Consider the following 23,767-nt stretch of genomic DNA (forward strand, 5'->3'; position numbering starts at 1 on the left):
AGGGTCGTCCTCGTACTGGACGTACGTGGACGACCCCGACAACGCAGCGAGTGTGCGTGCCGGGCGTCGCGGGGCAGGCGGGACTTCCGACACACCCTAGGCGATGGTGATGGCGCCGGTGAGCAAGGCGAAGGCGATGTAGGCGAGGGAGACGGGGATGCCCCAGCGCAGGGCGGTCCTGTGGAAGTCGCCGAGGTCCGCCTTGACGAGGCCGAGAAGGACCCACAGGGGGGCGGAGGTGGGGCCCATCATGTGCAGGATCTGGCCGATGGCGCCGGCGCGGGCGATCTCGTTGGCATGGATGCCGTAGTGCCCGGCGGATTCGGCGAGGACGGGGACGACGCCGAACCAGTAGGCGTCGTTCGACATGAAGAAGCCGAGCGGGAGGGCGAGTACGGCGGTGAAGAGGGGGACGAGGTTGCCCCAGGTGTCGGGGACGACGGACAGGGCGGCGTTCGCCATCGCCTTGATCATTCCGGCGTCGGTCATGATGCCGGTGAAGATACCGGCGGCGAGGACGAGCATCATGACGGGCACCGCGTTGGCGGCCTGCCGCTTGATGAGTTCTTGCTGTTCCTCGATGGTGCGGATGTTGATGAGCAGGGCGATGACGAAGGCAACCATGAACAGGACGACGAGGTCGGCCACTTCGAGGATGAGCAGAACCATCAGGGCGGCCGTGAGGGCGGCGTTGGCCCACATGCGCCAGCCGGCCCGGACGGTGGGGATGGCGTCGCCGGAGGCGACCTCGAGCCGGTAGGCGTTCAGCTTGTCGGGGTCGATCCTGCGGCGTTCGCGCAGGCCGAGCCAGTGGGCGACGGCGATGATGGCCAGGCTGGTGAGGGCCATGGGGCCGATCATGTGGACGAAGTACTCGCCGGCGTCGAGATGGAGGGCGCTGATGCCGCGGGTGGCGGCGCCGCCCCAGGGGGTGGTGCCGGAGATGGTGCCGAGCGCCATGGCGGCGAGGGCGGCCAGCACGAGCGGGTTCATGCCCAGACGGCGATAGATCGGCAGGAACGCGGAGCAGACGATCATGTAGCTGGTGGTGCCGTCGCCGTCGAGGGCGACGAGGAGGGAGAGGACGGCGGTGCCGACCACGATGCGGACCGGATCACCCTTGGAGGCGCGGATGATGAGGGCCGATATGGGATCGAAGAGCCTGGCCTCCATCATCAGGCCGAAGTAGAGGACCGCGAACAGGAGTAGGGCCGCGGTAGGGGCGACGGTGTCCAGCCCGTTGATGATCATGTCGCCGAGCTTGGTGCCCTTGCCGGCGATGACGGCGGCGGCGATGGGGGTGAGCATGATGGCGGTGAATGCGGAGAGGTACTTGCGCATCACGAGCAGCATGAAGCTGCCCAGTGTGGCGAAGCCGAGGACGGCGAGCATCGTTGCTCCTTAGGACAGGGCTCGAGGCCACCGGCAGGGGCGGCCAGGGGGTGCGGGGTCAGCGGGGCAGGCGGATGCCCGGCCGTGCACACGGTGCCGTTCCCGGCGCGGAATGCGGGGCGCTCATGGTGGGTGCGGCTCCTGTGGCGGTCTGTGCCCTGCGTCATGGCGGCGCTGCGACGCGGGACACCGGGAGGGGCGCTGCGCAGCTGCGGCGCGGCTCGGCGCAGGGCTGATGACCGGGCGTGCGGGAAGAGCGAACCTGCAGGGCGGCTCAGGTGTCTGTGCGGGCACGACTGGTTGCGGCTAACCGGTTTACCGGTTGGCCGGTAGGAAACTAGACTCAGGGTGATTCGTCAATACCGAAATGAGGGAATCCATGACCGAACTCTCGAGAATCACGGTCGAGCCGCGGGAGCCGCTGGCCACCGAGGTCTCGCGCCGCCTCATCGATTACCTGATGTCCGGTGCGGTGCAGCCCGGCGACCGCATCCCCTCGGAGCGGCGGCTCACCGAGATGCTCGGAGTCAACCGGCCGACCGTGCGCGAGGCGATCAAGTCCCTCGGGTTCCTGGGGCTGCTGGAGATCCGGCAATCCAGCGGGACCTACTTCCGTGGCACCGATTCCGACGTCCTCTACCGCCTCTTCGAACTGGGCCTCGTCCTCGGTGAGCGCGGCGCGAAGGACATGGTGCAGGCCCGTGCCGAGCTGGAGGTCGTCGTCGCGGGACTCGCCGCCGAAGCTCGCGACGAGGCTGGGGTGGACCTGCTGTGCGCCCGGCTCGCGACGATGCGCGAGTGCCCCGACGTGGAGTTCGCCGAAGCGGACACGGCCTTCCATGCCGCACTTGCCGAGCTGGCCGGTAACTCGGTCCTCAGGGACATGCTCAAGGGGATGCGCGCCATGATCCAGCGCGGCTGGGTCGAGCGCACCGGCGCTGTCCGGCCCCGCGAGGTCGCCTACGCCGACCACGTGCCGATCTTCGAAGCGGTCGCGAAGGGGGACGCCACCGCCGCGCGCGCGGCGATGGCCCAGCACATGCAGGGCGCCTCGCGCCGCCTGCGCGAGGCGCTGCAACAGAACGCCGCCGACTGACCCGGGGCTGCTCGAAGGGGTGTGTTTCCGTGATCGGGAGCGGCCCCGCACACTCTCATCCGGTTTACCGGTTGACCGGTTGACCGGGTGTGTCTAGAGTGGCGCCGCGGCACCGAACCGAGCAGTGCCGCCGACCGGAAGAGGGGAAACCCGGTGAACGACCACCCACCGCTGATCGCCATGATCCATGCCGTTCCTGCCGGCGCCCGGATCGCTCAAGACGCTTTCGCCCGGGAGTTTCCCGAGGCCCGGTTGTGGAATCTGCTCGACGACCGGCTCCTCGACGACGCCCGAGCCGTCGGGGGACTCGACGCCGCCCTGCGGCGCCGCATGCTGCGCCTGATCGGCCACGCCGCCGAAGGTGGAGCGCAGGGCGTGCTGCTCACCTGCTCCTCGTACGGCGAAGTCGTCGACGCGGCCCGCACACTGTGGAAGATCCCCGTGCTGAAGTCGGACGAGTCGATGTTCCACGCCGCACTCACCGGCCCCTACGACCGCCTCGCCGTCGCCGCCTCCACACCCCCGGCCGTGCCGGCCGCCCTGGCCCAGCTCGACGAGCTGTCCGCCCGGCTACGGCCCGGCCGTCCGGCCCGGATCGCCGCCGTGCTGAGCGAGGCCGCCGCAACCGCGGCCACCACGCAGCAGGCCGCCCGTCACTTGGCCGACGCGCTGCACGCCACAGAGGCCGACGACATCCAGGCCGTGCTGCTCGCCCAGTACTCCCTGGCCCCGGTCGGCCCCGCACTGTCCGATCTGCTGGGCCTGCCCGTCCTGGACGGCGCCGGCGCCGCCGCCCGGGACCTGCGTACCACCCTGCTGCCGCAGGTGCTCGCCCCTGCTCAGGTCGCATCATGAGCGCGTACACATCTTCCGCCGCTCTCCCGGGCACCGGCAGCCCGGCCTGGCCGCTGGCCTATACGGTCTCGTCCGACGACTGCCGTACCCCCACGCCGCTCGGATTCGCCGCCCCGCTCGCCGAGGCTGCCGGTCACTTGGCCGAACTCGGCTACGACGCAGTAGAGGTCCAGGTCCGCGAGGTCGATGCCCGCGATGCGGAACGCCTCGGCGCAGCGGTCGGACGGACCGGCCTTCGCATCGTGGCCCTGGGCACCGGGCCCGTTGCCGCCCAGGACGGCCTGACTCTCACCGATCCCGCCCCGGACGTGCGCCGACACGCTCTGGACCGGCTGCTCGCCGCCGCCCGCCTGGCTGCCGTGCTGAAGGTGCCGCTCACCCTGGGGCAAGCCCGCGGCACCTTCCTGCCCGGCCTCGAAGACCTCCAGCGGCACTGGACCGAAGAGGCCGTGCGCCAACTCGCCGTCGAGGCCGCCGCGCTGGGTACCCGGCTGCTGATCGAGCCGCAGACCCGCGCCAACACCTCCCTGTGGCACACCCCGGACGAGGCCCTCGTGTTCACCGCCACGGTCGAGGCGCCCACCGCGCTCGTGCTCGACACCCATCACCTGGAGGCAGAAGGCCTCGACTCGGCGACCGCCGTCGCCGCTCATGCCAAGGCGACCGCCTGCCTCCAACTCGCCTCCGCCACCGGGCGCGGCCCGCTGACGGTGGGCGACCACCGGCTGCCCGCCCTGCTGCGCGCGCTGCACGACGGTGACTTCACCGGCTGGCTCACCTTGGAGCACGCCCAGGAGGGTGACAGCGTGCGGGCCGCCGGCCGCTCCTGGACCGCTGTGCACGACGCCGCAGCAGCCCTGACCTGACAACCCCCACAGCCTGCTTCCCCTGCACCACCTGACCGGAGAGGAACCGGATATGAGCACCACCTACCGCCTCGGCGTCCTGGAGGGCGACGGCATCGGCCCCGAGATCGTCCCGTCCGCCGTGGAGATCGCCACCGCCGCAGCCCGCGTCACCGGCACCTCCGTCGACTGGGTCACCCTGCCGCTCGGCGCCGCCGCCATCACCACCCACAACACCCCGGTCCCGGACGAGACCACGACCGCGCTCGCCGACCTGGACGGCTGGTATCTGGGCCCGCACGACTCCGTGTCCTACCCCGAGCCGCACAAGTCCGCCCTCAACCCGTCGGGCAACCTGCGCAAGCACTTCCAGCTGTTCGCCAACATCCGCCCGGCCAAGAGCTTCCCCGGGGCGAAGGCGGTGTGCGACAACGCCGACCTGGTGATCGTCCGGGAGAACACCGAGGGCTTCTACGCAGACCGCAACACCTTCGCCGGCACCGGCGAGTTCATGCCCACCGAGAACACGGCGATCATGCTGGGCATCATCACCCGTGAGGCCACCGAGCGGGTTGCCCGCGTCGCCTTCGACCTGGCCCGCTCGCGCCGCAAGAAGCTGACCATCGTCCACAAGGCCAACGTCCTCAAGCTCACCACCGGACTGTTCCGCACCGTGTGCCAGGAAGTCGCCGAGGACTACCCGGACGTGGCGGTCGACGACTTCCACATCGACGCCATGACCGTCCACCTGGTGCGCCGTGCCCAGGACTTCGACGTCATCGTCACCGAGAACATGTTCGGCGACATCCTCTCCGACCTCGCCGGTGAGATCTCCGGATCGCTCGGGACCGCTCCGTCCATCAACGCCTCCGCCGACCGGGCCATGGCCCAGGCATCCCACGGCTCCGCCCCCGACATCGCCGGACAGAACATCGCCAACCCGGTCGCGATGATCCTTTCCGGAGCGATGCTCTTCGAGTGGCTGGCCGCCCGCCACGACGCACCGGCCCTGACCAAGGTTGCCGAGATCATCGAGGCGGGCGTCGCCCAGGCCATCGCATCCGGCACATCGACCCGTGACCTGGGCGGCTCAGCCTCCACCACCGAATTCACCGCCACCGTCATCAAGGCCATCGAGGCCGGCGCCGGCCAGAACTGACCCAACGCCGGCCGGAACCCCCGATCGACCCGGCCACGGGGCGGGCGCCCCCCTTGCCCTGACCGGCGCCCGCCCCGTGTCAGACCGCACCGTTCGCACGCCACAGGAGAGCCCACCCATGACCCTGCGCATCGGCTGCATAGCCGACGACTTCACCGGCGGCACCGACGTCGCGGCCGCCTTCCGGCGCGCGGGCCTGCGCACCGCACTCGTCTTCGGTGTCCCTGACACCGAAACACCCTTGCCCGACGATTGCGATGCCGCGGTCATCGCCCTCAAATCCCGCTCCACTGCGGCAGGCGAAGCCGTCGACGACTCCCTCGCAGCTCAACGCTGGCTGTGGTCCAAGGGCGCCGCCCAGATCTATTTCAAGTACTGCTCCACCTTCGACTCCACCCCCAAGGGCAACATCGGCCCGGTCACCGACGCCCTCCTGGACGCCGCCGGTGCGCGGCTCACCCTGGCCTGCCCGGCGTCCCCGCCCAACGGCCGCACGGTCTACCAGGGCCACCTGTTCGTCCACGACCAGCTGCTGAGCGACTCACCGCTGCGCCACCACCCGCTCAACCCGATGACCGACCCGTCCCTGCCCCGTCTGCTGGCCGCACAGACCCCGCACCGCGTCGGTCTCATCGCCCTGCCCACCGTCCGCGCAGGCGTCGACGCCGTGCGCGAGGCGCTGCTGACCCACGAACGCGACGGCGTACGGCACGTGATCGCGGACGCGCTCGACGACGACGACCTCGCCGTCCTGGGCGCCGCCGCCCTCGAACTGCCGGTGGTCACCGGCGCCGCGGGCCTGGCAGAAGGACTCGGCCGCGCCTATCCGGCCTCGGGCACCACCGCAGCCGAACCGCTGCCGACCGGCGGCCGGTCCGCCGTCCTGGCCGGCAGTTGCTCGGCCCGCACCCTGGAACAGATCGCCCAGTTCTACGCCGCCGGGCTCCCTTCGCTGCATCTCGACGTCCTCGCGGCCGCCGCCGGCCGCGACGTCGTCGCCGAGGCGCTCGACTGGTACGACGCCCAAGACCCCGAACTCCCCGTCCTCATCTACGCCTCCGCTTCGCCCGATGAACTCACCGCCGTGCAACAACAGTTGGGCGTCGGTGAGGCCGCCGCCCAGGTCGAGGGGCTGCTGGGCGCACTCGCTGTCCACCTCGTCGACCGGGGCCTGCGCCGCCTCCTTGTCGCCGGCGGCGAAACCTCCGGTGCCGTGACCACCGTCCTGAACATCCGCACCGTCCTGGTCGCGGAGGAAGCCGACCCCGGCGTCCCCTGGACCCGCACCACCACACGCGGCCGCGACCTCGCCCTCATGCTCAAGTCCGGCAATTTCGGTGCCCCGGACCTGTGCGTCCGCGCGCTCGAGGAGACACGATGAGCCCCTACGCCGACGAAGCGGCCGCCCGCGCCGGGATCGTGCGCACAGCCCGCTCCCTGTTCATGCGCGGTCTCACCCACGGCTCCACCGGCAACCTGTCCGTCCGCCTCGCCGACGGGAGCCTTCTGCTCACTCCCACCGGCTCCAGCCTGGGCACCCTCACCGAGGACACCCTGTCGCGCACCGACGTGAACGCTCAGCACCTCGACGGGCCACGCCCCACCAAGGAGGCGTTCCTGCACGCCGCGTTCTACCGTGCCCGGCCAGGTGCCCACGCCGTCGTCCATCTGCACTCCACCCACGCGACGGGCGTCTCCTGCCTCGCCGACGCCAATCCCGACAACGCTCTGCCACCGCTGACCGCGTACTACGCGATGCGCATCGGATCACTCCCACTGCTTCCCTACCACGCACCCGGCGACAACCGCCTCGGGCCGCTCGCGGAAAGGACGGCACGCACCCACCACGCGGTCCTGCTCGCCAACCACGGCCCAGTCGTCGCCGCGACCACCCTTGAGCAGGCCGCCGACGCCACCGAAGAGCTCGAGGAGACCGCCAAACTCCATCTCCTCCTGCAGGGCCACCACACCCGCCCCCTCACCCCCGAGCAGGCTGTCGCGCTCGCGCCCACCCACTGACGACCGGACAGGCCGAGCGCGACAGCCCCCAACGCACTGTGTGATCGGCGCGCTCGCCGTGATCCTGCTGGTCACCATCCGGTACGAGATCAACGAGGTGGTCACGGGTCTCGTCGGTGTGGTTTTGATCGCCTGGTCGTTCCGGTCGTCGGTGCGGCGGAACAAGGCACTTGCGGCGGCCGGAGGAAACACCCACGGCCCGGACGGGACCGAGGTCACGTCCTGTCTCTGACCCACGCGCCGCGGGGGCGCATCCGGATCGGCCGGGCGAGACCGTCATCGGCGCCGGCGGCACCCTCACGGTCACCGCCGAAGATCTCTGCCGGGACGCAGCGGCCTGCCGGTGACCGGCGTCGTCGTCGAACCGAAGGAGGCACGGAAGTACCAGGTCACCGCGGCCGAGCGGCCGCACTTGCGCACCGCGGACGGGTCCTTCAGCACCTGGTGGCAGCCGGGCCCGGTCCGGTACGGGGGCGGCGGACCGCACCGCCCCCGTACCGCTCAACGCGTCAGCGCCAAGGGCCCGTCACCGCGAACGTCGTCCCCGGTTTGTAGCAGTTCACGAACATCGTCCCGTCGTCCGGCGCGAACGTGACCCCGGCGAACTCGCCCCACTCCGGTTCCTCCGCCGTCCCGATGTTCTGCCGGCCGCGCGCCATCGCGTACACCTCGCCGTGCCGCGTCACGCCGAACACGTGCTGGGCGCCGTTGCCGTCCTCGCACACCATCAGCCCGCCGTCGGACGTCAGACAGATGTTGTCGGGGGACTCACCGGGCAACTGCACGTCCGTACCCGGACCGAAGACGACCACCAGCGTGAGGCGGCGCCGCTTCGGCTCGTACCGCCACACCTGCCCGAAGTGGTCGGCCGCCGAGCCCGCCGCGCTCTGCGCGAAGCTGGAGACGAAGTAGACCGACGAGCCGCCCCAGTAGCAGCCCTCCAGTTTCTGGGCGTGCGTGATGCCCTTCGGGCCGAAGTCCTGGAACCGGATCGGCGTTGTGGCGGCCTGCGGATCCGGTACGGGGACCCACTCGATCCGGTCGAAGGTCGCACCGGTCTCCTGGATGACGGAGAGGTCGGGGACACCGGGCACCCGCATGGCCTGCAGCTCGCCGCCGGCCCGCAGTGAGCCGGTGCCGCCCAGCGGTTTCTCCGGAAGGAAGCGGTAGAAGAGTCCGAACGGCTTGTCGAAGGCATCCTCCGTCTCGTAGACGATCCCGTTGCTCGGATCGATCGCGATCGCCTCGTGCTGGAAGCGGCCCATCGCGGTGAGCGGCACGGCTCCGGTGCGGCGCGGGTCGGCGCCGTCCACTTCGAAGATGAAGCCGTGGTCCTTGGTGTAGCCGTTGGTGCCGGCCCGGTCCTCGGTCTCCTCGCAGGTCAGCCAGGTGTTCCACGGGGTCCGGCCGCCTGCGCAGTTCACCGCCGTGCCGGCGATGGCCACGCGTTCACCGAGGACCGCGCCCCGGCTGTCGAGCTCCAGCGCCGTGCAGCCGCCCTTGCCCATCGGGTCGTAGGTGAGGCCGTCGACGGTCGGGACCGGGATCTTCGCGGTGACCCGGTTCTCGTGGTTGCGGACGAGATGGACGCGGCCCCGGCGGCCGGTGAACGCCGCCATCCCGTCGTGGTTGCTGGGGACCCGGCCCTCGCCGGAGCGGAGCTGGTCGCCCTCCCGGGACAGGACCCGGTAGCGGAACCCCTGCGGCAGATCGAGCAGACCGTCGGGGTCGGGGACCAGCGGACCGTAGCCGCTGTGGCCACGGGCGGCCGCGGTGCCCGCGAAGAGTTCGGAGAAGGCCCCGGCGAAGGCGATCGAGACAGCGGTCGCACCGCTGCCGGCCAGGACCTGGCGTCGTGTTGCGAGTCGTCGAGATGCGGTTGATGACATGAGGCAACTCCCTGTTGGCGGACAGGAGAAGTGACCCGCATGTGTGTACCACGCGTTTCGTCGCGCGGGAACCACGCGGGTCACTGAGCCTCGTGTGTGTCACGGGTCCGCAGGGGCCCGTGGGATCACCCGCGGGGCCGCCTGTGCGGTCAGACGAGCGACGCGGTCAGTGTGATCGTCGTGCCCGTGAGGGCCTGGCTGACCGGGCAGTTCGCCTTGGCGTCCTCGGCGGCCTTGATGAAGCCCGCCTCGTCGAGACCGGGCACCTCGCCCTGCACGGTGAGGTGGATGCCGGTGATGCCGGTGCCGGGCTGGAAGGTGACCTCGGCCTGGGTGTTCAGCCGGGTCGGCGCGGTGCCGGCCGTGGTCAGACCGTTGGACAGGGCCATCGAGAAGCAGCTGGAGTGCGCCGCCGCGATGAGCTCCTCCGGGCTGGTCTTGCCGTTCGCCTTCTCCGCGCGCGACGGCCACGACACCGCGTAGTCCCCGATGCCGGAGGAGTCGAAGGTGACAACGCCCTTGCCCTCGACGAGGTTGCCTTCCCAGACCGTGTGCGCCTGACGCGTGGTTGCCATGCTGGATCCCTTCGGATGGGTGGAGTTACCGCACCCGAACCTACTGCGCCACCAGTCCCTTTGCGTCGCGCGCCAGCGCCGTCAGGCGGGAGATCGCCCGGAAGTACTTCTTCCGGTACCCCCCGTTCAGCATCTCGTCGCTGAACAGATGGTCGAACGGGAGCCCCGACGCGAGCACCGGGACCTCCCGGTCGTACAGCCGGTCGGCGAGCACGACGAGCCGCAGCGCCGTCGACTGGTCCGGCACCGCCTGCACGTCGGTGAGGCACACCGCGCGGATGCCGTCCGTCAGCGCGCCGTACCGGCTCGGATGGACGCGGGCGAGATGGTCGAGCAGCGACGGGAAGTCGTCCAGGCTGGCGCCCTCGGTGGCGTACGCGGCCCGCGTGACCTGCTCGTCGGAGTACGGCGCCGGTGCCTCGGGCAGCCCGCGGTGCCGGTAGTCCTCGCCGTCGATCCGCAGCGGCCGGAAGTGCGAGGACAGCCCCTGGATCTCCCGCAGGAAGTCGGCGGCGGCGAAGCGCCCCTCGCCGAGCTTGCCGGGCAGCGTGTTGGAGGTGGCGGCGAGAGCGACCCCCGCCTCGACCAGCCTGCTGAGCAGCGACGACACGAGAACGGTGTCACCCGGGTCGTCGAGCTCGAACTCGTCGATGCACAGGAGCCGGTGCCCGCTGAGCGTCTGCACGGTCTGCTGGAAGCCCAGCGCGCCCACCAGGTTGGTCAGCTCGACGAAGGTGCCGAACGCCTTCAGCGACGGAGCGGCGGGTGTGGCGTGCCAGAGCGAGGCGAGGAGATGCGTCTTGCCGACGCCGTACCCGCCGTCGAGATAGACACCGCGCGGCCCGGAGGCCGGTGCCGCCTTCCTGCCGAACCGCCACCACCCCTCCGAGGATCCGCTTCGCGTGCTCCCCTTCTTGCCCGCACCCGTCGCGTGGGCCCCACCGAGCCCGTGCGCGAACTCGTCGAGAACCTTCACCGCGTCGGTCTGGCTGGGCTGGTCGGGATCGGGGACGTACGTGTCGAAACGTACCGAGTCGAAGCGCGGCGGCGGCACCATCTCGGCGACCAGGCGGTCGGCGGGGACGTGCGGCTCAAGGGCACACAGGGACAGCGGGGCCGTTTCGGCTATGGGGCTCTGCCCCGGCACGGCGGTGGATGACGACACAGCACTCAAGCTTAAGCGCCATGCGAGACTGCACGGATGCGACGCCTCTTCCCTGTGACCGACCCGACACCGGCTGCCGAAGGAGGGGAGTGGAGTCTGGACGAGCTCGCCGACGCCTATGCGTACCCAGCAGGTGAAGGCTCCTGGCTGCGCGCCAACATGGTCTCCACCCTCGACGGCGCCGCGCAGCACGACGGACGCTCGCAGCCGATCTCGTCCGACACGGACATGCGGATCTTCGGCACGCTGCGCGCGCTGGCCGATGTGATCGTGGTGGGTGCGGAGACCGTACGGATGGAGGGGTACCGGCCCGCCAGGGCCCGGGACGCGTTCGCCGCGCGGCGGGCGGCGGCCGGGCAGGGTCCCGCTCCGGCGATCGCCGTCGTCAGCGGGAGCCTGGACCTGGATTTCTCGCTCCCGCTCTTCGTCTCGCCGCTCGTCCCGACCCTCGTGGTCACCGGGGCCGGTGCGCCGCCGGACCGGGTCGCGGCGGCCCGGAGCGCGGGCGCCGAGGTGGTGATCGCGGGGGAGGGTGCCCGGGTGGACCCCACCCGGGTCGTGCGGGAGCTCGCGGACCGCGGGCTGGGGCGGCAGCTGGCGGAGGGCGGGCCCCGGCTGCTCGGGCAGTTCGTGGCCGCCGGGGTGCTGGACGAGCTCTGTCTCACCCTCTCGCCCATGCTGACCGCCGGCGACGCCCAGCGGATCACGGGCGGCCCCTCGGTGGCGGTACCGGAACCATTCGTCCTCGCTTCGATACTGGAAGAGGCCGGGTTCCTCTTCACTCGGTACCGTCGGATTTGACCATCGGCGGAATTTCCCGTTCCGGTTAGCCCCCGGTGGGCACAATTACTCACGCAGACCCCGTGGGAGCACGGGGAAGGATGGTTTCAGCAACGGCCGTCGAGGGTCGATGAGGCAGAAGGGCGCCCGAGGTGTTCACCAGCGTTTTGATGATCGAGAAGCCCCTTACTTCCGAGGACGTCGAGTTCGTCACCACCCTGCACGGGGAGGAAGAGACCTCGTTCGTCGTACTGATGCAGCCACGCGGAGACCAGGCCGACGTACTGCTGCGCGCCATCGACGACGTGGCGATCGGCGAGCTGAAGGAAGCCGCCCGCGAGCTCGAGGAGCCGGAGGGCAAGGACGCCAGGCAACCCGCCGAACTGGCACTCGAGGTATCGCTCGCCGCCCTGCGCCAGGCAGGCTCGGAGGCCGTCGGACAGGTGGTCGAGGACCGTCCCCTGGACAAGCTGAAGTCCGTCGTCGACGAGGCGGGGGCGGACGAGGTCATCGTGCTGACCGCTCCGCACTACGTGGAGGAGTTCTTCCACCGCGACTGGGCCTCCCGGGCCCGGCACAAGGTCGGCGTACCGGTGCTCAAGCTCTTCGCGCACAGCGAATAGGCTGGGGGGCCACTCACAACGACTTCTGGGGAGACACACGCATGGCACCCGGTATTCCTGCCGCCATGGAACGGCCGCACTTCATCGGCATCGGCGGCGCCGGAATGTCGGGCATCGCGCAGATCCTCGCCCGGCGCGGCGCGAAGGTCGCGGGCAGCGACGCCAAGGAGTCCGGCACGGCCGAGGCACTGCGGGCGCTGGGGGCGACCGTCCACATCGGGCACGCCGCCGCTCATCTGGCGGACGACGCGTCCTGCGTGATCGTCTCCAGCGCCATCCGCGCCGACAACCCGGAGCTGGTGCGCGCCGCCGAGCTGTCGATCCCCGTCGTGCACCGCTCCGACGCGCTCGCCTCGCTGATGCAGGGCCTGCGCGCGATCGCCGTCGCGGGCACCCACGGCAAGACGACCACCACGTCGATGCTGGCCGTCGCCCTGTCCGAGCTGGGCCTCGACCCGTCGTACGCCATCGGGGGCGACCTCGCGGGCCCCGGCACGAACGCCAGGCACGGTGAGGGCGACATCTTCGTCGCCGAGGCCGACGAGAGCGACCGCAGCTTCCAGAAGTACGACCCCGAGGTCGCGATCGTCCTCAACGCCGAGCTGGACCACCACGCGAATTACGCCTCGATGGAAGAGATCTACGACTCCTTCGAGACGTTCGTCGGGAAGATCGTCCCCGGCGGCACCCTGGTCGTCTCCGCCGACCAGTCCGGCGCGGTCGAGCTGACGCGGCGGGTACGCGACCTGGCGTCGCTCAACATCGTCACGTACGGCGAGTCCGAGTCGGCCGACGTACGGGTCCACAAGATCACTCCGCGCGGTCTGACCAGCGAAGTCACGGTCCTCCTGAACGGCAAGTACCTCACCTTCACGGTGTCCGTCCCCGGCCGCCACTACGCCCTCAACGCGGTCGCCGCTCTCGTCGCCGGTGTCGCGCTGGGCATCCCGGCCCACAACCTGGCCTCCGCCCTCGGCACGTACACCGGCGTCAAGCGTCGCCTCCAGCTGAAGGGCGAGGCGGCGGGAGTCCAGGTCATCGACTCGTACGCACACCACCCGACCGAGATGACCGCCGACCTCGAAGCGATGCGCGGCGCCGCCGCCGACTCGCGCCTCCTGGTCGTCTTCCAGCCCCACCTCTTCTCCCGCACCCAGGAGCTCGGTACGGAGATGGGCCAGGCCCTCGCCCTCGCCGACGCCTCCGTGGTCCTGGACATCTACCCGGCCCGCGAGGACCCGATCCCGGGCATCACCAGCGCCCTGATCATCGACGCGGCGAAGGCGGCCGGCGCGGATGTCACCGCGGTCCATGACAAGGCGACGGTCCCCGAGGTCATCGCGGGAATGGCGAAGCCCGGGGACCTGGTTCTCACCATGGGGGCGGGCGACGTCACAGACCTCGGCCCGCAGATCCTGGACCACCTGTCTAGCTGAGGGAGCCACCGTGCCGTACGACATCGAGAAGCCGGACGAGGAATGGCGCGCGGAGCTGACGCCCGCCGAGTACGCGGTCCTGCGCCAGGCCGGCACCGAACCGGCCTTCGTCGGTGAGTACACCGACACCAAGACGGCCGGCGTCTACTCCTGCCGGGCCTGCGGCGCCGAGCTGTTCCGCTCGGACACGAAGTTCGAGTCGCACTGCGGCTGGCCGTCCTTCTACGACCCGAAGGACACCGACGCGGTCGAACTGATCCAGGACCGCAGCCACGGCATGGTCCGCACCGAGGTCCGCTGCGCCCGCTGCGGCTCGCACCTGGGGCATGTCTTCGAGGGCGAGGGCTACCCCACGCCGACCGACCAGCGGTACTGCATCAACTCGATCTCGCTGCGCCTGGCACCGGACGAGGGCTAAGGGCTGTCCCGTAATCCCTGGCGGGCGCACGACGACAGCTACGGCACCTCGCTGCGTTGTCGGAACGCCCGAATGCACCCAGTATGAGGCGCGCATGGGCGACTGAGGACACCGCGGCGAGGTGCCGTGCCGGACCGTCGTGGGCCCACGGAGATCGGCCGTGCAGGGCCTGGTCCCGACCTGCCTCATCACTGTGAGGCGACCGCTCCGGCCAGGGGCCCGCGGGTACATCCGAGCGTGACCCGTCAGCGAGCCCGGCGGGCGTTGAGCCGGGCGGCCCGGCGGGTCAGGTAATCGCGCTCGGCGAGGTTGGGTGCCTTGTGGGCCGCCTCGGCGTACAGCCGTGCCGCCGTCGCGAGGTCGCCGTCGCGCTCGTGGAGGTACGCAGCCACTGCGGCGTGGCGGGGCAGTGAGTCGTCCAGCGCCGCGAGCGCCGCCAGCCCGGCCCGCGGTCCGTCGGCCTCGCCGACGGCCACTGCGCGGTTGAGCCGGACGACCGGGCTGTCGGTCAGGCGCGCGAGCTCGTCGTACCACTCGACGATCTGCACCCAGTCGGTCTCCTCGGCGGTGGGCGCGTCGGCGTGGAGTGCCGCGATGGCGGCCTGGGCCTGGAACTCGCCCAGCCGGTCGCGGGCGAGGGCCGCCTGCAGGATCTCGACGCCCTCGGCGATCGACTCGGTGTCCCACCGGCCGCGGTCCTGCTCGGCGAGCGGCACCAGGCTGCCGTCGGGCGCGGTCCGGGTGGCGCGCCGGGCGTGGTGGAGCAGCATGAGGGCGAGCAGCCCCGCCACCTCGGGGTGGTCGATCGTGGCCGCGAGCTGCCGGGTGAGCCGGATGGACTCGGCGGCGAGGTCGACGTCGCCGGAGTAGCCCTCGTTGAAGACCAGGTAGAGGACGCGCAGCACGGTGGCGACGTTGCCGGGCCGGTCGAACCGCACGCCGGAGACGGTGCGCTTGGCACGGCTGATGCGCTGCGCCATGGTCGCCTCGGGCACCAGGTAGGCCTGGGCGATCTGGCGGGTGGTCAGCCCGCCGACGGCGCGCAGTGTGAGCGCGACCGCGGACGACGGTGTCAGTGACGGGTGGGCGCACAGGAAATAGAGCTGGAGCGTGTCGTCCGCCGCGGGCACGGGCCCGGGCGCCGGCTCCTCGTCGACGAGGTCCTCACGCCGGCGGCGGGCGGCGTCCGCCCGGGTCGCGTCGAGGAACCTGCGCCAGGCCACGGTGACCAGCCAGCCCTTTGGGTCCCGAGGCGGTTCGGCCGGCCAGACGCGGACAGCCTCGACCAGCGCGTCCTGCACGGCGTCCTCGGCCGCCGCGAAGTCGGCTCCGCGGCGGACGAGGATGCCGAGCACACTCGGCGTGAGGCTTCTCAGCAGGACCTCGTTCACCTCGGAGGTCACTCCGTGACGGTGGGGTGCACGCCCAGGAACGGACGCAGCTCCAGCCACTCGTGGATCGGCCTGCCGCCCGCACCGGGGGCGGCCGACAGCTCCCCGGCCAGCTCAACGGCGCGCTCGTAGCTGTCGACGTCGATCACCATCCAGCCGGCGATGACGTCCTTGGTCTCGGCGAACGGCCCGTCGGTGACCGGCGGGCGCCCCTCACCGTCGTACCGGACGAACGTCCCCTCGGGGGCGAGCGCCTGACTGTCGACGAACTCGCCGGTCTTCTCGAGCCGGGCCGCGAAGTCGTTCATGTACTGCACGTGCGCCGAGATCTCCTCCGGTGTCCACTGGTCCATGGGCACGTCGTTGACCGCAGTCGGGGCGCCTCGGTAGTGCTTGAGCAGCAAGTACTTGGCCATGGTGTTTCTCCTCGGTGCTGGTGCGACCCATTGTGGTCACGCTCACCGCGGGGACGGAGCCAGTCACGGGTTCTCGACATCGCCGTCCGATTTTTTTGGCTCTCGTTCGGCTGGTGCTGCGAGTCGGCGAGCCGCGTTCACCCCGACCGACCAGCGGTACCGCATCGACTCGATTTCGCCGCGCCTGGCACCGGACGAGGGCTGACCCCCTCCGAGCAGGCGGGATACGGCTGCGGGAGTGGGTCCGCCCGCCGCCGGTCAGTCGTCCTCGGGGGTCTCGGGGCGCAGCAGCGGGTGGGCGACGCCCGGAAACACCCGTGCCCTGACCACCGGCTCGGCCGCCCCGCCCTGGACCACCGTCTCGGCGACACCCCAGGGGCGGCCGCGCAGGACGACGGTCAGCGTGTACGAGGACGAGCACCCCATGCAGTCGTACCGGTCGGCCCAGGTCTCCACATCCGTGACGCTGCCGGGGTAGCGGGCCACGTGCCGGTGCCGGGCATGGCAGCGGTCGCACGTCTCGCCGGGCTCGCAGGTTCCGCCGCAGGGGCACGGCACGTCGAGTGAGTCCGCCGGGCGCCAGCGCTGCGTGAGGACGGCGTCACGGGTGGCGCCCATGTCCTTCATCGCCTTCAGATTGCGGGCGGCGACGTTGTACGACTCGCCGGTGGCGGCCATCCGGTCGCGGATGACGTCTTTGCGTCCGCGGTTCGTCGTCATCGGTTCCTCATCTGTTCCTACGGGGGGTCACGCAGCCCGCAAGGAGGTCCACGAGATCGGCAGGTTCCACGGTACCCGGCGCCCCGGGCGGCCCGTGCCACCTGCCCGGCGCCGCCGGCAGTAACCAGCCGCCGTCGGCTCCGGGTGTCCGGTCGAGTCGTCCTGCGCTGCGGCCAAGGCCGCGACGGTTTCCTCTGGCTCCGCGCAGGCAACAACTGGCTGCGCACAGAAGCATGAACTCCGCGACAACATCTCAGCCGGTCCCCACTTCGATGGCAGGCGGTCCTGGTTCGACGTCACAGAACACCGGAGGTCGAACAACAAGCTCAGTCCACCGGCCCGCCCGCCACATAGATGACCTGGCCGGAGACGAACCCCGCCCCGGGACTCGCGAGGTAGGACGCCGTATGGGCGATGTCCTCCGGCTGACCCACTCTGCCGACCGGAATGGACTGCGCCGCGTTGCGCTCGAACTCCTCGAAGCCGAGGCCCAGCCGACGGGCCGAGGTCCTGGTCATGTCGCTCACCACGAAGCCCGGGGCGATCGCGTTGGCGGTGATGCCGTGCCGGCCGAGCTGCAGGGCGAGCGACTTGGTGAAGCCGAGCAGACCCGCCTTCGCGCTGCCGTAGTCGACACGGGCGGAGTCACCGACCGCGGAGATGCTCGACATGGTGACGATCCGCCCCCAACCGGCCGCGATCATGTGCGGGGCGACAGCCCGGGTGACCAGGAACGGGCCGCGCAGATTGATCCCCAGGACCGCGTCCCACTGCTCCGTGGTCATCTCCACGAGGTCGGCACGGGGACCGACGCCCGCGTTGTTGACCAGCACGGTCGGCGGACCCAGCTCGGCGGCGACCCGGGCGACGGCGGCGGTCACCGCCGCTTCGTCCGCGACGTCGGCGGCGACCGCCGTCGCGGACCCGCCGTCGTCCTTGATGGACTGCACGGTGCCCGAGCAGTCCGCCTCGTCCAGGTCGATCACACCGACCGCGAGGCCGTCGCGGGCCAGCTGTCTGGCCACCGCGGCACCGATGCCACGTGCTGCGCCGGTGACAATGGCCGTACCTCTCAACTGAGTTGCGTTTGTCATGGGCTCAAGTTCACGACATGGGCGCCCTGCTGCCAACCGAATTGACCCGGTCCTTCGGGATCGGCTGTGCCACGGCCGACGGTGGGTCCTCCACCACCGCAGTCGGGTGACCAACAGTTCTCTAGCGGTGTTTTGTTAGACCGGGGAGTAGAGATCGAGTGGGTGGCCTGCGCCGACGGCGTTGATCAGGCACCGACGCCACCGCGCACCCCTCGGCCATGAAGCGGACACAGGACGCCGCACCCCTCCCTCGCTCCGAGCGAAACCAATGCCTGACCAGCGAGAATCAAACGATCACGTTCGGTTGAGATACGGCTTCTGAAGTCGTACCAGCGCATGGGGTCGGTAGGGGACGTTCCGGAGATGGTGGTGGACTTCGTGCGGCGGCAGGTGGACCTGCCGGAGGGCACGCTGCCGGTGTATCGGGCTGAGAGGATGGCCAAGCATCACCGAGGTCTGGTCCGAAAGCGGTGAACGCCACTGCCTCCCCTGCAAGGCAACCCGACCCCAGTAGTGGAACGAGGTGAATCAGAAGGCAGACACACTGCTCACGAGGAGGAAGTTTGCGAGAGCAGAGAAGGCAGACAGCATCGCGCTTGCTGCCACTCCAGGCGATCTTCCCAGGAGCCTCGTGAGCGAAATGAACACGAGCAGAGGCCAGAGCGTGTAGAAAACAACCCACATCGCGTGAAATTCGGAACCGGCCAAGCCGCCGAGAAGTGATCCGATCAAAGACCCACCTGCAACAATACTCGCCGAGAGCCATCGGATCTCGAGCAGCTTGCGGGTGAACCCCTGCGAGTGGCCCTTCCGGTACATACGCTCGCGAATCTCGGCCGCGATTTGCAGAATCACTGCCAGGAGCAAGGGCAGTATGTAGATGAACGTGTGTGATTGCATTTCAGTCCGATCTCTTTACTTGCACTGTCTACGAGAGTCTTCACTGGTGCGGCCTCGCATGTAGCCGTTCCCGGCCGGAGACAAGTACGGGCCCCGGCCGGGAACAGCATCGGTCACGCTAAGGGCTGTCCCGTAAGTAATCTCTGAGCGGCCTCGGGCATGGTGGGCTGCTGTGCGGCGGGATGGTCTATGCGGCGAGGGCGAGGTTGTGCATCCGTGCGATGCCGAGCATGGCGTGGTGGACGCCGTCGCCTTTGAGGCGGCAGTCGCGGAGGATCTTCCAAGTCTTCATGCGGGCGAAGACGTGCTCGACGCGGGCGCGGACCTGCTTGTGAGACTTGTTGTGGGCCTGCTTCCAGTCGGGCAATTCCTCGCCCTTGCGGCGCCGGTGGGGCATCACGAGCCCGGTCCCCGGATAGCCCCCGTCGGCGATGGTCTGACCAAGATCACAACCCGATACGCACCCTAGGACCGCCGCACCCGCGCGGTCAGCCGGCTGCCCAGTCGTCTGCCGAACGTGCCCGGCCGGTTCCAGGCCCTGAATGCCTCCGCCGTGCGGCTGCTTCCCGCATGCTCGACGGCCTTCTCCACCGCCGTCACCTCGCTGCTGGAGAGCCCTCGCACCACCGGACGCAGCACCTCCTCCAGCAGTGCGGTCCGGGTCTCGCTCCAAGCTCGGCCCGCGTGCGGGTGGGCGCTCCAGACGGTGAAACAGTCGGCCACGTACGCCGGGTCGGAGCGCAGCCGGGCCAGGATGTCGCCGTGGCGGGCTGCCCGGCCGTAGGCGGCGATCAGGTCCGCGTCGTCGCTGTGCACGAACGCGTACAGCTCCGCGTCGGGCCGGTCCTGCGCGAGCAGGCTGTGGGCGAGGGCGCCGTAGGCGTGCTCCAGCACAGTGGGCTCCACCGGTTCGGCGCAGGCGCGCAGAGCCCTGGCACGGTCGGGCCAGCCGGGCGCCGACTCACCGGACCTGACGTCGCGGGCGAACTCCAGTAGCTGCAGGGCGCCGCGGACCCGTGCGCCGATCTCCTGAGGGAAGCAGCGCAGCAGATCGTGGGCGAGTTCCGCCGCCTCCTCGTCGTCGGAGGGGGCGTGGAGTGCCGCATCGACGAGCTGGGACCACGTACCGGCCGTCCGGTGCGAGTCCGAGCCGGACTCGCCGAGCAGGAGCCGCGCCTCGCCCGCCGTCGGGGTGGCGTCGCCCCAGATCAGCCCGACGGCGGTGCGCAGGACCAGCGGCTCCGCGAACGGCGAGAACCCGGCGGCGCGCAGCACCGTGTGCAGCGCCATGATGCGGTCGGAGCTCTGCTCCTTCGCGCGGGGCGCCTCGGCGCACATGCGCAGATGCGGAAGTGTCTGTGCGCCGGTGAAGGGGAGGGCGACGCGAGTGAGGAGCTCCTCGGCGGCGGAGGGCGCGCCCAGGGCAAGTTGATCGAGTTCGCCGAGGAGCGCCGTGCGGACGTCGAACTGTTCGTCCAGGAGGTCGAGCAGTGCCGGGGCACCGGGCGGCGCCGGAGCTGCGAGCAAGGTCCGTGCCATGTGCCGTGCGACGGAGGGGAGTTGGTCCGTGAGATCCATGTCGAGCAGCCGGGCGATCCGGAGCAACTGCACGTGGCGTCCGATGGTCGCTCCACCCGTGGATTCCGTCGCTTCCGAGGTCAGCTCGGCGAGCAGGTCCGGGCCGAGCACGTCGACCAGCTCCTTCACCGCGACGGGGTCGGCGAACGCCGAGCGTGGCGGGAGCGCCAGGGCGGCGTCGTTGCGCCGCACCGCCTCCGTCACCAGCAGTGCGGCGAGCGGTGCCGTGGTGGTGGCAGGGGCACGTCCTTCGAGCGCTGCCAGCAGCCCGGCCACGGACGCCGATTCGGAGGCGGTGCGGTCGTCGGCCGGCGCCGTGAGCGCGGTGGTCAGCCGGTGCATCTGCTGCTCGTCCAGCGCGTACGGTCGCTGGGCGGCCCAATCAGCCGCTGCGGAACGCCCGTTGGGACCGAGTGTGATGCCCGCGTGCAGTGCGGTGAAGGCGAGCGGGCCGGCGGCGAAGGGTTCGCCCGGCAGCGCGGCCGCTGCCCGGAACAGTTCCGGTGCGCGGCTGCGCCAGACCCGGGCGACGGTCTCCGCCCAGGCGTCGTCCACCGGACTCTCAGGAGCGTGACCGGCGCACGTGTGTACGCGATAGCCGGGATCGGCCAGCTCGTGCGCGTCGTCCGGCAGTACGCCGATGACCTGGTGCGATGAGTGCGCCGGGCGGCGGGTGTACGTGGTGAACGTCAGACGCTGGGCGTGCTCCGGCGGGAGCACGGCTCCGGCCAGCGCGATCCACCGGGCCACGTCCGCGCTCTGCCGCTCCACCAGGACGAGCTGCGCCGACGACGGATTCTCGCTCACGCGGCGCAGATCGGCGAAGACCGTCGCGAGCCAGGGGCTGCGGGAGACCGCGAAGTCGTTGAGCGCCTCCTGCCCGAAGGCGGCGGATGCGGGCAGGGCGGATATGCGGTCCGGTGTGCCGCCGTCCGGCGTGGTCGATGCCCAGCTCGGCGACCGCCACGCCGTGATCGGGAGCGCGTCGCCCGGCAGGCGCGTGCCGGCCGGCAGATGTACCGCATGCGCGTGGAAGTGACCGGCGCCGGAACCCCCGAGGGCCACGGTGCGGCTGAGCAGATGGCTGCCGTCGGACAGCGCGCTGAAACTGAACGTCTCGGGAAAGGAACGGAGTTCTGCGTTCGTCGGACGATACGGAGCCGCGGCCGGAGGCTCGTAACCGAGCAGCTTCTCCGCCTCGGTCAGCACCGGCGTGGGTATGCCGCCACCGACCGCGGTGAACCGTGCGCCGACCCCGTCGTCACCCGCAGAGGCAGAGGTGTAGTGCAACTGCGCGAGGCTCATGCGTCGGCCCTCTTCGTCCTTGCCGCGTAGGTCCCCGTGTGCCAGCCCGCCCCGCCCTCGTCGGCCGTCGTCAGAGGCCGGTTGTGCGGGCACGGCGACGACCCCGGCGGGGAGCGGTCCGCAATCGTGGGAGCGACGCTATCAAGGTGCGGCGGTGCCGCAGGCACGCTGCCGAAACGTGATCTCAGCAACTCCAGCGGAGGTGTTCGGTCCAGCGGTATCTCTCGCGTAGGCGCCCGACGGGCACCCTGAACTCCGGTATGTGATCAGCGCTGGACGGCGTACGCGACGAAGCCGGTCCAGGCGGCGGGGGAGAGGGTGAGCCGAGGGCCCTCTTGGACCTTGGAGTCCCGGACGTGGACGGTGTCGGGGGAGGTGGCCACCTCTACGCAGGAGTCGCCCGACCCGCTGCTGTAGCTGCTCTTGAACCAGGCCAGGTCTGTGGTGCTCATGCTGCTCCTCGCATCCGCTCCAACAGGCTCATGGAGTCCTCCAGGGAGAGAGCCTGTGAACGCATCCTGGCATATCGCATCTGGAGCGTGCTGACGACTGCTGGGTCGGTATGGAGGTGGCCGCTCTCCTGTCCCTCGCCATAGCCGAACCACTTGTGTTCCGGGGTCTCCAAGAGCTGCATAGGTCCGTGCAGTCCCGCGTGACGCTCCTGCTCGAGCGGCATGATCTGAACCTCGATGTTACGGAGTTGAGCCAGCAGGAAAATGTGGTTGATGAGCTCTCGGGTGACCTCGACTCCGCCTGCGCGGCGCAGGAACAGGTGCTCTTCAAGGATGAAGCTGTACGCGGTGTTCGGCCGCTCCGTCAGCAGCGCCATCCGTTCGACCCGGGCAACCATCCGAGCCTCGATCTGTTCATCACCCAGCGGTGGAAGCTGGTCCCTGAACAGTGCTCTTGCGTATGCCTCGGTCTGCAACAGGCCCGGAATCAACCGGCACTCGTACGTGTACAGGCTGGCCGCTTCCGCCTCGAGCTGCGCCCAATGGCGGAACCACTTCGCCAGCCCCCGCCGCCGCGACAAGTGCTTCGCCGCAGCCCTGATCACGCCGAACGCATCCAGCACCTCTTCCGCCCGGTCCACGAACGCGGGCGGTGGGAACCGGCGCCCCTGTTCGATCGAGGCGACCGTCGGCACCGAGTACCGCACCCTCGGGGCGAACTCCTCCTGCGTGAGCCGCGCCCGTTTGCGGAAGACCTTGACCACCTCGCCGAACGCCTTCAGGGTGTCCGAGGGCTCCGGCTCCCCGTCCGCGCCCGTCGTGCCGCCTGTGCCACCCGCGCCGTCCGTCATGTCCGGACACCTCCCATGCCCCACCTGTCCGCAACTTGCCCATGGTCACGGACTGTCACGCGTACCGTCCACACTCCGTACTCGTACGCTGACTCAGCGTACGAGTTTCTGACCTGGTGGGACCGTCCTCTTGGCCGTCACGGTGGGCGCATGGAAGCACTCGCGTCCCCGCAAGCGCCGTTCACCGTGCGTGTGTTCGTGCAGCGATTCAGTTCCACGCCCCGAGGAGCCCGGCTCGCCCGGCAGCTTGCTCTGCACCAGCTGAACGAGTGGGGCATCCCCTACGGCGGTGACGCGTCCGAGACCACCGCGCTGATCGTCGCCGAGCTGGCGGCGAACGCCGTGACGCACGGCCGGGTGCCGGGCCGGGACTTCGAGTTGAGGCTCGTCCATGCTCCGGGGGATCGCCGCACCCTCGGCGTTCTGCGGATCGAGGTCACGGACGCCCGGGGTGAGCGGCGCCCGCCGGGACCGGGGGAACTGGTGGCGCCGTCGCCCGGTTCCGGCAGCGGCCACGGGCTGATCCTGGTGGAGGCGCTGGCCGACCGATGGGCAGTGGTGGACCGCGTACCGCCGGGGAAGACCGTCCGTGCCGAACTGGACCTGCTCTACTGACCAGTGTGCCTGCTGTCACCCCCTGCACGGCCGCGCGAGCGTGCCGAGCGCACGCGGGCTTTCCTGGCGGCGGAGTTCGGTCACGCTCACCGGCGGACGGCCTGCACCCGTTCGGGGCCGTGTTGCACCTGCCCGGACCATTCGACCTGGACCTGGACACGGGCGAGCTGTGAGCGCGTTGGCATAGGGTCGG

23 protein-coding genes and 2 pseudogenes are annotated in these 23,767 nt (G+C 70.4%); 12 read left to right on the forward strand and 13 right to left on the reverse strand.

All coding sequences use genetic code 11. The annotated features are described in order from the left end of the window. Window positions 1-96 precede the first annotated feature (96 nt). Window positions 97-1,392, reverse strand: a complete 1,296-nt coding sequence (locus ACFU6I_RS37455; RefSeq protein ID WP_384375491.1) for a CitMHS family transporter — start codon at window positions 1,390-1,392, stop codon at window positions 97-99. 379 nt (window positions 1,393-1,771) lie between these two features. Here ACFU6I_RS37455 and ACFU6I_RS37460 point away from each other — a divergent pair, with 379 nt between their 5' ends. The 7 genes and pseudogenes from ACFU6I_RS37460 to ACFU6I_RS37490 form a co-directional block, all read left to right on the forward strand. Continuing rightward, window positions 1,772-2,488 (forward strand): FadR/GntR family transcriptional regulator, encoded by a 717-nt coding sequence (locus ACFU6I_RS37460; protein WP_384375494.1) that lies wholly within the window; start codon window positions 1,772-1,774, stop codon window positions 2,486-2,488. A gap of 153 nt (window positions 2,489-2,641) precedes the next feature. Then, window positions 2,642-3,343, forward strand: a complete 702-nt coding sequence (locus ACFU6I_RS37465) for an aspartate/glutamate racemase family protein (protein ID WP_384375497.1) — start codon at window positions 2,642-2,644, stop codon at window positions 3,341-3,343. Further along, on the forward strand, window positions 3,340-4,209 hold the full coding sequence (locus tag ACFU6I_RS37470) for a sugar phosphate isomerase/epimerase family protein (RefSeq protein WP_384375500.1): 870 nt from the start codon (window positions 3,340-3,342) through the stop codon (window positions 4,207-4,209). The genes ACFU6I_RS37465 and ACFU6I_RS37470 overlap by 4 nt, the downstream gene beginning before the upstream one ends. Window positions 4,210-4,261: 52 nt before the next feature. Next, the gene (locus tag ACFU6I_RS37475) at window positions 4,262-5,347 is read left to right on the forward strand and encodes an isocitrate/isopropylmalate dehydrogenase family protein (protein ID WP_384375503.1); all 1,086 of its coding nucleotides are present in this window, start codon (window positions 4,262-4,264) and stop codon (window positions 5,345-5,347) included. A gap of 118 nt (window positions 5,348-5,465) precedes the next feature. Next, window positions 5,466-6,728, forward strand: coding sequence for a 3-oxo-tetronate kinase (gene otnK / locus ACFU6I_RS37480; RefSeq protein ID WP_384375506.1), 1,263 nt, complete (start codon window positions 5,466-5,468; stop codon window positions 6,726-6,728). Further along, on the forward strand, window positions 6,725-7,366 hold the full coding sequence (gene otnC / locus ACFU6I_RS37485) for a 3-oxo-tetronate 4-phosphate decarboxylase (RefSeq protein ID WP_384375509.1): 642 nt from the start codon (window positions 6,725-6,727) through the stop codon (window positions 7,364-7,366). The genes otnK and otnC overlap by 4 nt, the downstream gene beginning before the upstream one ends. A 34-nt stretch (window positions 7,367-7,400) precedes the next feature. Next, window positions 7,401-7,598 (forward strand): annotated as a pseudogene (locus tag ACFU6I_RS37490) (DUF475 domain-containing protein); the annotation flags it as partial. Window positions 7,599-7,875: 277 nt separating this feature from the next. Here the strand turns inward: ACFU6I_RS37490 and ACFU6I_RS37495 are convergent. The 3 genes from ACFU6I_RS37495 to zapE form a co-directional block, all read right to left on the reverse strand. Next, window positions 7,876-9,255, reverse strand: a complete 1,380-nt coding sequence (locus ACFU6I_RS37495) for an alkaline phosphatase PhoX (RefSeq protein ID WP_384375513.1) — start codon at window positions 9,253-9,255, stop codon at window positions 7,876-7,878. A 149-nt stretch (window positions 9,256-9,404) separates the two neighbouring features. Next, the gene (locus ACFU6I_RS37500; protein ID WP_384375516.1) at window positions 9,405-9,830 is read right to left on the reverse strand and encodes an OsmC family protein; all 426 of its coding nucleotides are present in this window, start codon (window positions 9,828-9,830) and stop codon (window positions 9,405-9,407) included. A 40-nt stretch (window positions 9,831-9,870) separates the two neighbouring features. Beyond that, a complete protein-coding gene (gene zapE, locus ACFU6I_RS37505) occupies window positions 9,871-10,995 on the reverse strand; it encodes a cell division protein ZapE (RefSeq protein ID WP_384375519.1) in 1,125 nt (374 codons plus the stop codon). 36 nt (window positions 10,996-11,031) lie between these two features. On the opposite strand from zapE, the gene ACFU6I_RS37510 reads away from it, so the two are divergent. The 4 genes from ACFU6I_RS37510 to msrB all read left to right on the forward strand — a co-directional run bounded on the left by ACFU6I_RS37510 (window position 11,032) and on the right by msrB (window position 14,252). Continuing rightward, window positions 11,032-11,796, forward strand: coding sequence for a pyrimidine reductase family protein (locus ACFU6I_RS37510; protein ID WP_384375522.1), 765 nt, complete (start codon window positions 11,032-11,034; stop codon window positions 11,794-11,796). A 149-nt stretch (window positions 11,797-11,945) separates the two neighbouring features. Further along, window positions 11,946-12,398 carry an indole-3-glycerol phosphate synthase gene (locus ACFU6I_RS37515; protein WP_384037383.1) on the forward strand — a complete coding sequence of 151 codons (453 nt, stop codon included), beginning with the start codon at window positions 11,946-11,948 and terminating at the stop codon, window positions 12,396-12,398. Between the two features lie 41 nt (window positions 12,399-12,439). After that, window positions 12,440-13,834 carry a UDP-N-acetylmuramate--L-alanine ligase gene (gene murC / locus ACFU6I_RS37520; RefSeq protein ID WP_384375525.1) on the forward strand — a complete coding sequence of 465 codons (1,395 nt, stop codon included), beginning with the start codon at window positions 12,440-12,442 and terminating at the stop codon, window positions 13,832-13,834. 10 nt (window positions 13,835-13,844) lie between these two features. Further along, window positions 13,845-14,252 (forward strand): peptide-methionine (R)-S-oxide reductase MsrB, encoded by a 408-nt coding sequence (gene msrB, locus ACFU6I_RS37525; protein WP_384375528.1) that lies wholly within the window; start codon window positions 13,845-13,847, stop codon window positions 14,250-14,252. Between the two features lie 245 nt (window positions 14,253-14,497). Here the strand turns inward: msrB and ACFU6I_RS37530 are convergent, their stop codons facing one another. The 9 genes and pseudogenes from ACFU6I_RS37530 to ACFU6I_RS37570 form a co-directional block, all read right to left on the reverse strand. Continuing rightward, window positions 14,498-15,643, reverse strand: coding sequence for an RNA polymerase sigma factor (locus tag ACFU6I_RS37530; protein WP_384375564.1), 1,146 nt, complete (start codon window positions 15,641-15,643; stop codon window positions 14,498-14,500). A gap of 8 nt (window positions 15,644-15,651) precedes the next feature. Next, window positions 15,652-16,059 carry a YciI family protein gene (locus ACFU6I_RS37535; RefSeq protein WP_384375531.1) on the reverse strand — a complete coding sequence of 136 codons (408 nt, stop codon included), beginning with the start codon at window positions 16,057-16,059 and terminating at the stop codon, window positions 15,652-15,654. A 258-nt stretch (window positions 16,060-16,317) separates the two neighbouring features. Then, window positions 16,318-16,779 (reverse strand): hypothetical protein, encoded by a 462-nt coding sequence (locus ACFU6I_RS37540; RefSeq protein WP_384375534.1) that lies wholly within the window; start codon window positions 16,777-16,779, stop codon window positions 16,318-16,320. A gap of 326 nt (window positions 16,780-17,105) precedes the next feature. Next, on the reverse strand, window positions 17,106-17,873 hold the full coding sequence (locus tag ACFU6I_RS37545; RefSeq protein WP_384375537.1) for an SDR family NAD(P)-dependent oxidoreductase: 768 nt from the start codon (window positions 17,871-17,873) through the stop codon (window positions 17,106-17,108). A 528-nt stretch (window positions 17,874-18,401) separates the two neighbouring features. Further along, window positions 18,402-18,773 carry a hypothetical protein gene (locus tag ACFU6I_RS37550; RefSeq protein WP_384375540.1) on the reverse strand — a complete coding sequence of 124 codons (372 nt, stop codon included), beginning with the start codon at window positions 18,771-18,773 and terminating at the stop codon, window positions 18,402-18,404. Window positions 18,774-18,960: 187 nt separating this feature from the next. Then, a pseudogene (locus ACFU6I_RS37555) lies at window positions 18,961-19,239 on the reverse strand (transposase); the annotation flags it as partial. Then, entirely contained in the window at window positions 19,239-21,656 is a 2,418-nt protein-coding gene (locus tag ACFU6I_RS37560) for a GTPase-associated protein 1-related protein (protein WP_384375543.1), read from the reverse strand. The pseudogene ACFU6I_RS37555 and the gene ACFU6I_RS37560, both read right to left, overlap by 1 nt. Window positions 21,657-21,922: 266 nt before the next feature. After that, window positions 21,923-22,108 (reverse strand): DUF397 domain-containing protein, encoded by a 186-nt coding sequence (locus ACFU6I_RS37565; protein WP_384375546.1) that lies wholly within the window; start codon window positions 22,106-22,108, stop codon window positions 21,923-21,925. Next, complete coding sequence (locus ACFU6I_RS37570; protein WP_384375550.1) at window positions 22,105-22,959, reverse strand: Scr1 family TA system antitoxin-like transcriptional regulator; 855 nt, start codon at window positions 22,957-22,959, stop codon at window positions 22,105-22,107. Before ACFU6I_RS37570 ends, ACFU6I_RS37565 begins: the two co-directional genes overlap by 4 nt. Before the next feature lie 150 nt (window positions 22,960-23,109). Between ACFU6I_RS37570 and ACFU6I_RS37575 the strand changes: the two genes are divergently transcribed. Then, window positions 23,110-23,574 (forward strand): ATP-binding protein, encoded by a 465-nt coding sequence (locus tag ACFU6I_RS37575; protein ID WP_384375554.1) that lies wholly within the window; start codon window positions 23,110-23,112, stop codon window positions 23,572-23,574. Window positions 23,575-23,767: the final 193 nt, after the last annotated feature.

The sequence above is a fragment of the Streptomyces sp. NPDC057486 genome, from assembly GCF_042802415.1.
Classification (GTDB): Bacteria; Actinomycetota; Actinomycetes; order Streptomycetales; family Streptomycetaceae; genus Streptomyces; species Streptomyces yanii.

Bases quoted from the DNA above. Each gene is read 5' to 3' on its own strand.
- ACFU6I_RS37545 (WP_384375537.1), bottom strand. From the start codon at position 17,873: ATGACAAACGCAACTCAGTTGAGAGGTACGGCCATTGTCACCGGCGCA.
- ACFU6I_RS37500 (WP_384375516.1), bottom strand. From the start codon at position 9,830: ATGGCAACCACGCGTCAGGCGCACACGGTCTGGGAAGGCAACCTCGTC.
- ACFU6I_RS37515 (WP_384037383.1), top strand. From the start codon at position 11,946: ATGATCGAGAAGCCCCTTACTTCCGAGGACGTCGAGTTCGTCACCACC.
- ACFU6I_RS37560 (WP_384375543.1), bottom strand. From the start codon at position 21,656: ATGAGCCTCGCGCAGTTGCACTACACCTCTGCCTCTGCGGGTGACGAC.
- otnC (WP_384375509.1), top strand. From the start codon at position 6,725: ATGAGCCCCTACGCCGACGAAGCGGCCGCCCGCGCCGGGATCGTGCGC.
- ACFU6I_RS37565 (WP_384375546.1), bottom strand. From the start codon at position 22,108: ATGAGCACCACAGACCTGGCCTGGTTCAAGAGCAGCTACAGCAGCGGG.
- ACFU6I_RS37510 (WP_384375522.1), top strand. From the start codon at position 11,032: ATGCGACGCCTCTTCCCTGTGACCGACCCGACACCGGCTGCCGAAGGA.
- ACFU6I_RS37455 (WP_384375491.1), bottom strand. From the start codon at position 1,392: ATGCTCGCCGTCCTCGGCTTCGCCACACTGGGCAGCTTCATGCTGCTC.
- ACFU6I_RS37575 (WP_384375554.1), top strand. From the start codon at position 23,110: ATGGAAGCACTCGCGTCCCCGCAAGCGCCGTTCACCGTGCGTGTGTTC.
- ACFU6I_RS37475 (WP_384375503.1), top strand. From the start codon at position 4,262: ATGAGCACCACCTACCGCCTCGGCGTCCTGGAGGGCGACGGCATCGGC.
- ACFU6I_RS37540 (WP_384375534.1), bottom strand. From the start codon at position 16,779: ATGACGACGAACCGCGGACGCAAAGACGTCATCCGCGACCGGATGGCC.
- ACFU6I_RS37535 (WP_384375531.1), bottom strand. From the start codon at position 16,059: ATGGCCAAGTACTTGCTGCTCAAGCACTACCGAGGCGCCCCGACTGCG.
- ACFU6I_RS37460 (WP_384375494.1), top strand. From the start codon at position 1,772: ATGACCGAACTCTCGAGAATCACGGTCGAGCCGCGGGAGCCGCTGGCC.
- ACFU6I_RS37550 (WP_384375540.1), bottom strand. From the start codon at position 18,773: ATGCAATCACACACGTTCATCTACATACTGCCCTTGCTCCTGGCAGTG.
- ACFU6I_RS37495 (WP_384375513.1), bottom strand. From the start codon at position 9,255: ATGTCATCAACCGCATCTCGACGACTCGCAACACGACGCCAGGTCCTG.
- murC (WP_384375525.1), top strand. From the start codon at position 12,440: ATGGCACCCGGTATTCCTGCCGCCATGGAACGGCCGCACTTCATCGGC.
- otnK (WP_384375506.1), top strand. From the start codon at position 5,466: ATGACCCTGCGCATCGGCTGCATAGCCGACGACTTCACCGGCGGCACC.
- ACFU6I_RS37470 (WP_384375500.1), top strand. From the start codon at position 3,340: ATGAGCGCGTACACATCTTCCGCCGCTCTCCCGGGCACCGGCAGCCCG.
- ACFU6I_RS37570 (WP_384375550.1), bottom strand. From the start codon at position 22,959: ATGACGGACGGCGCGGGTGGCACAGGCGGCACGACGGGCGCGGACGGG.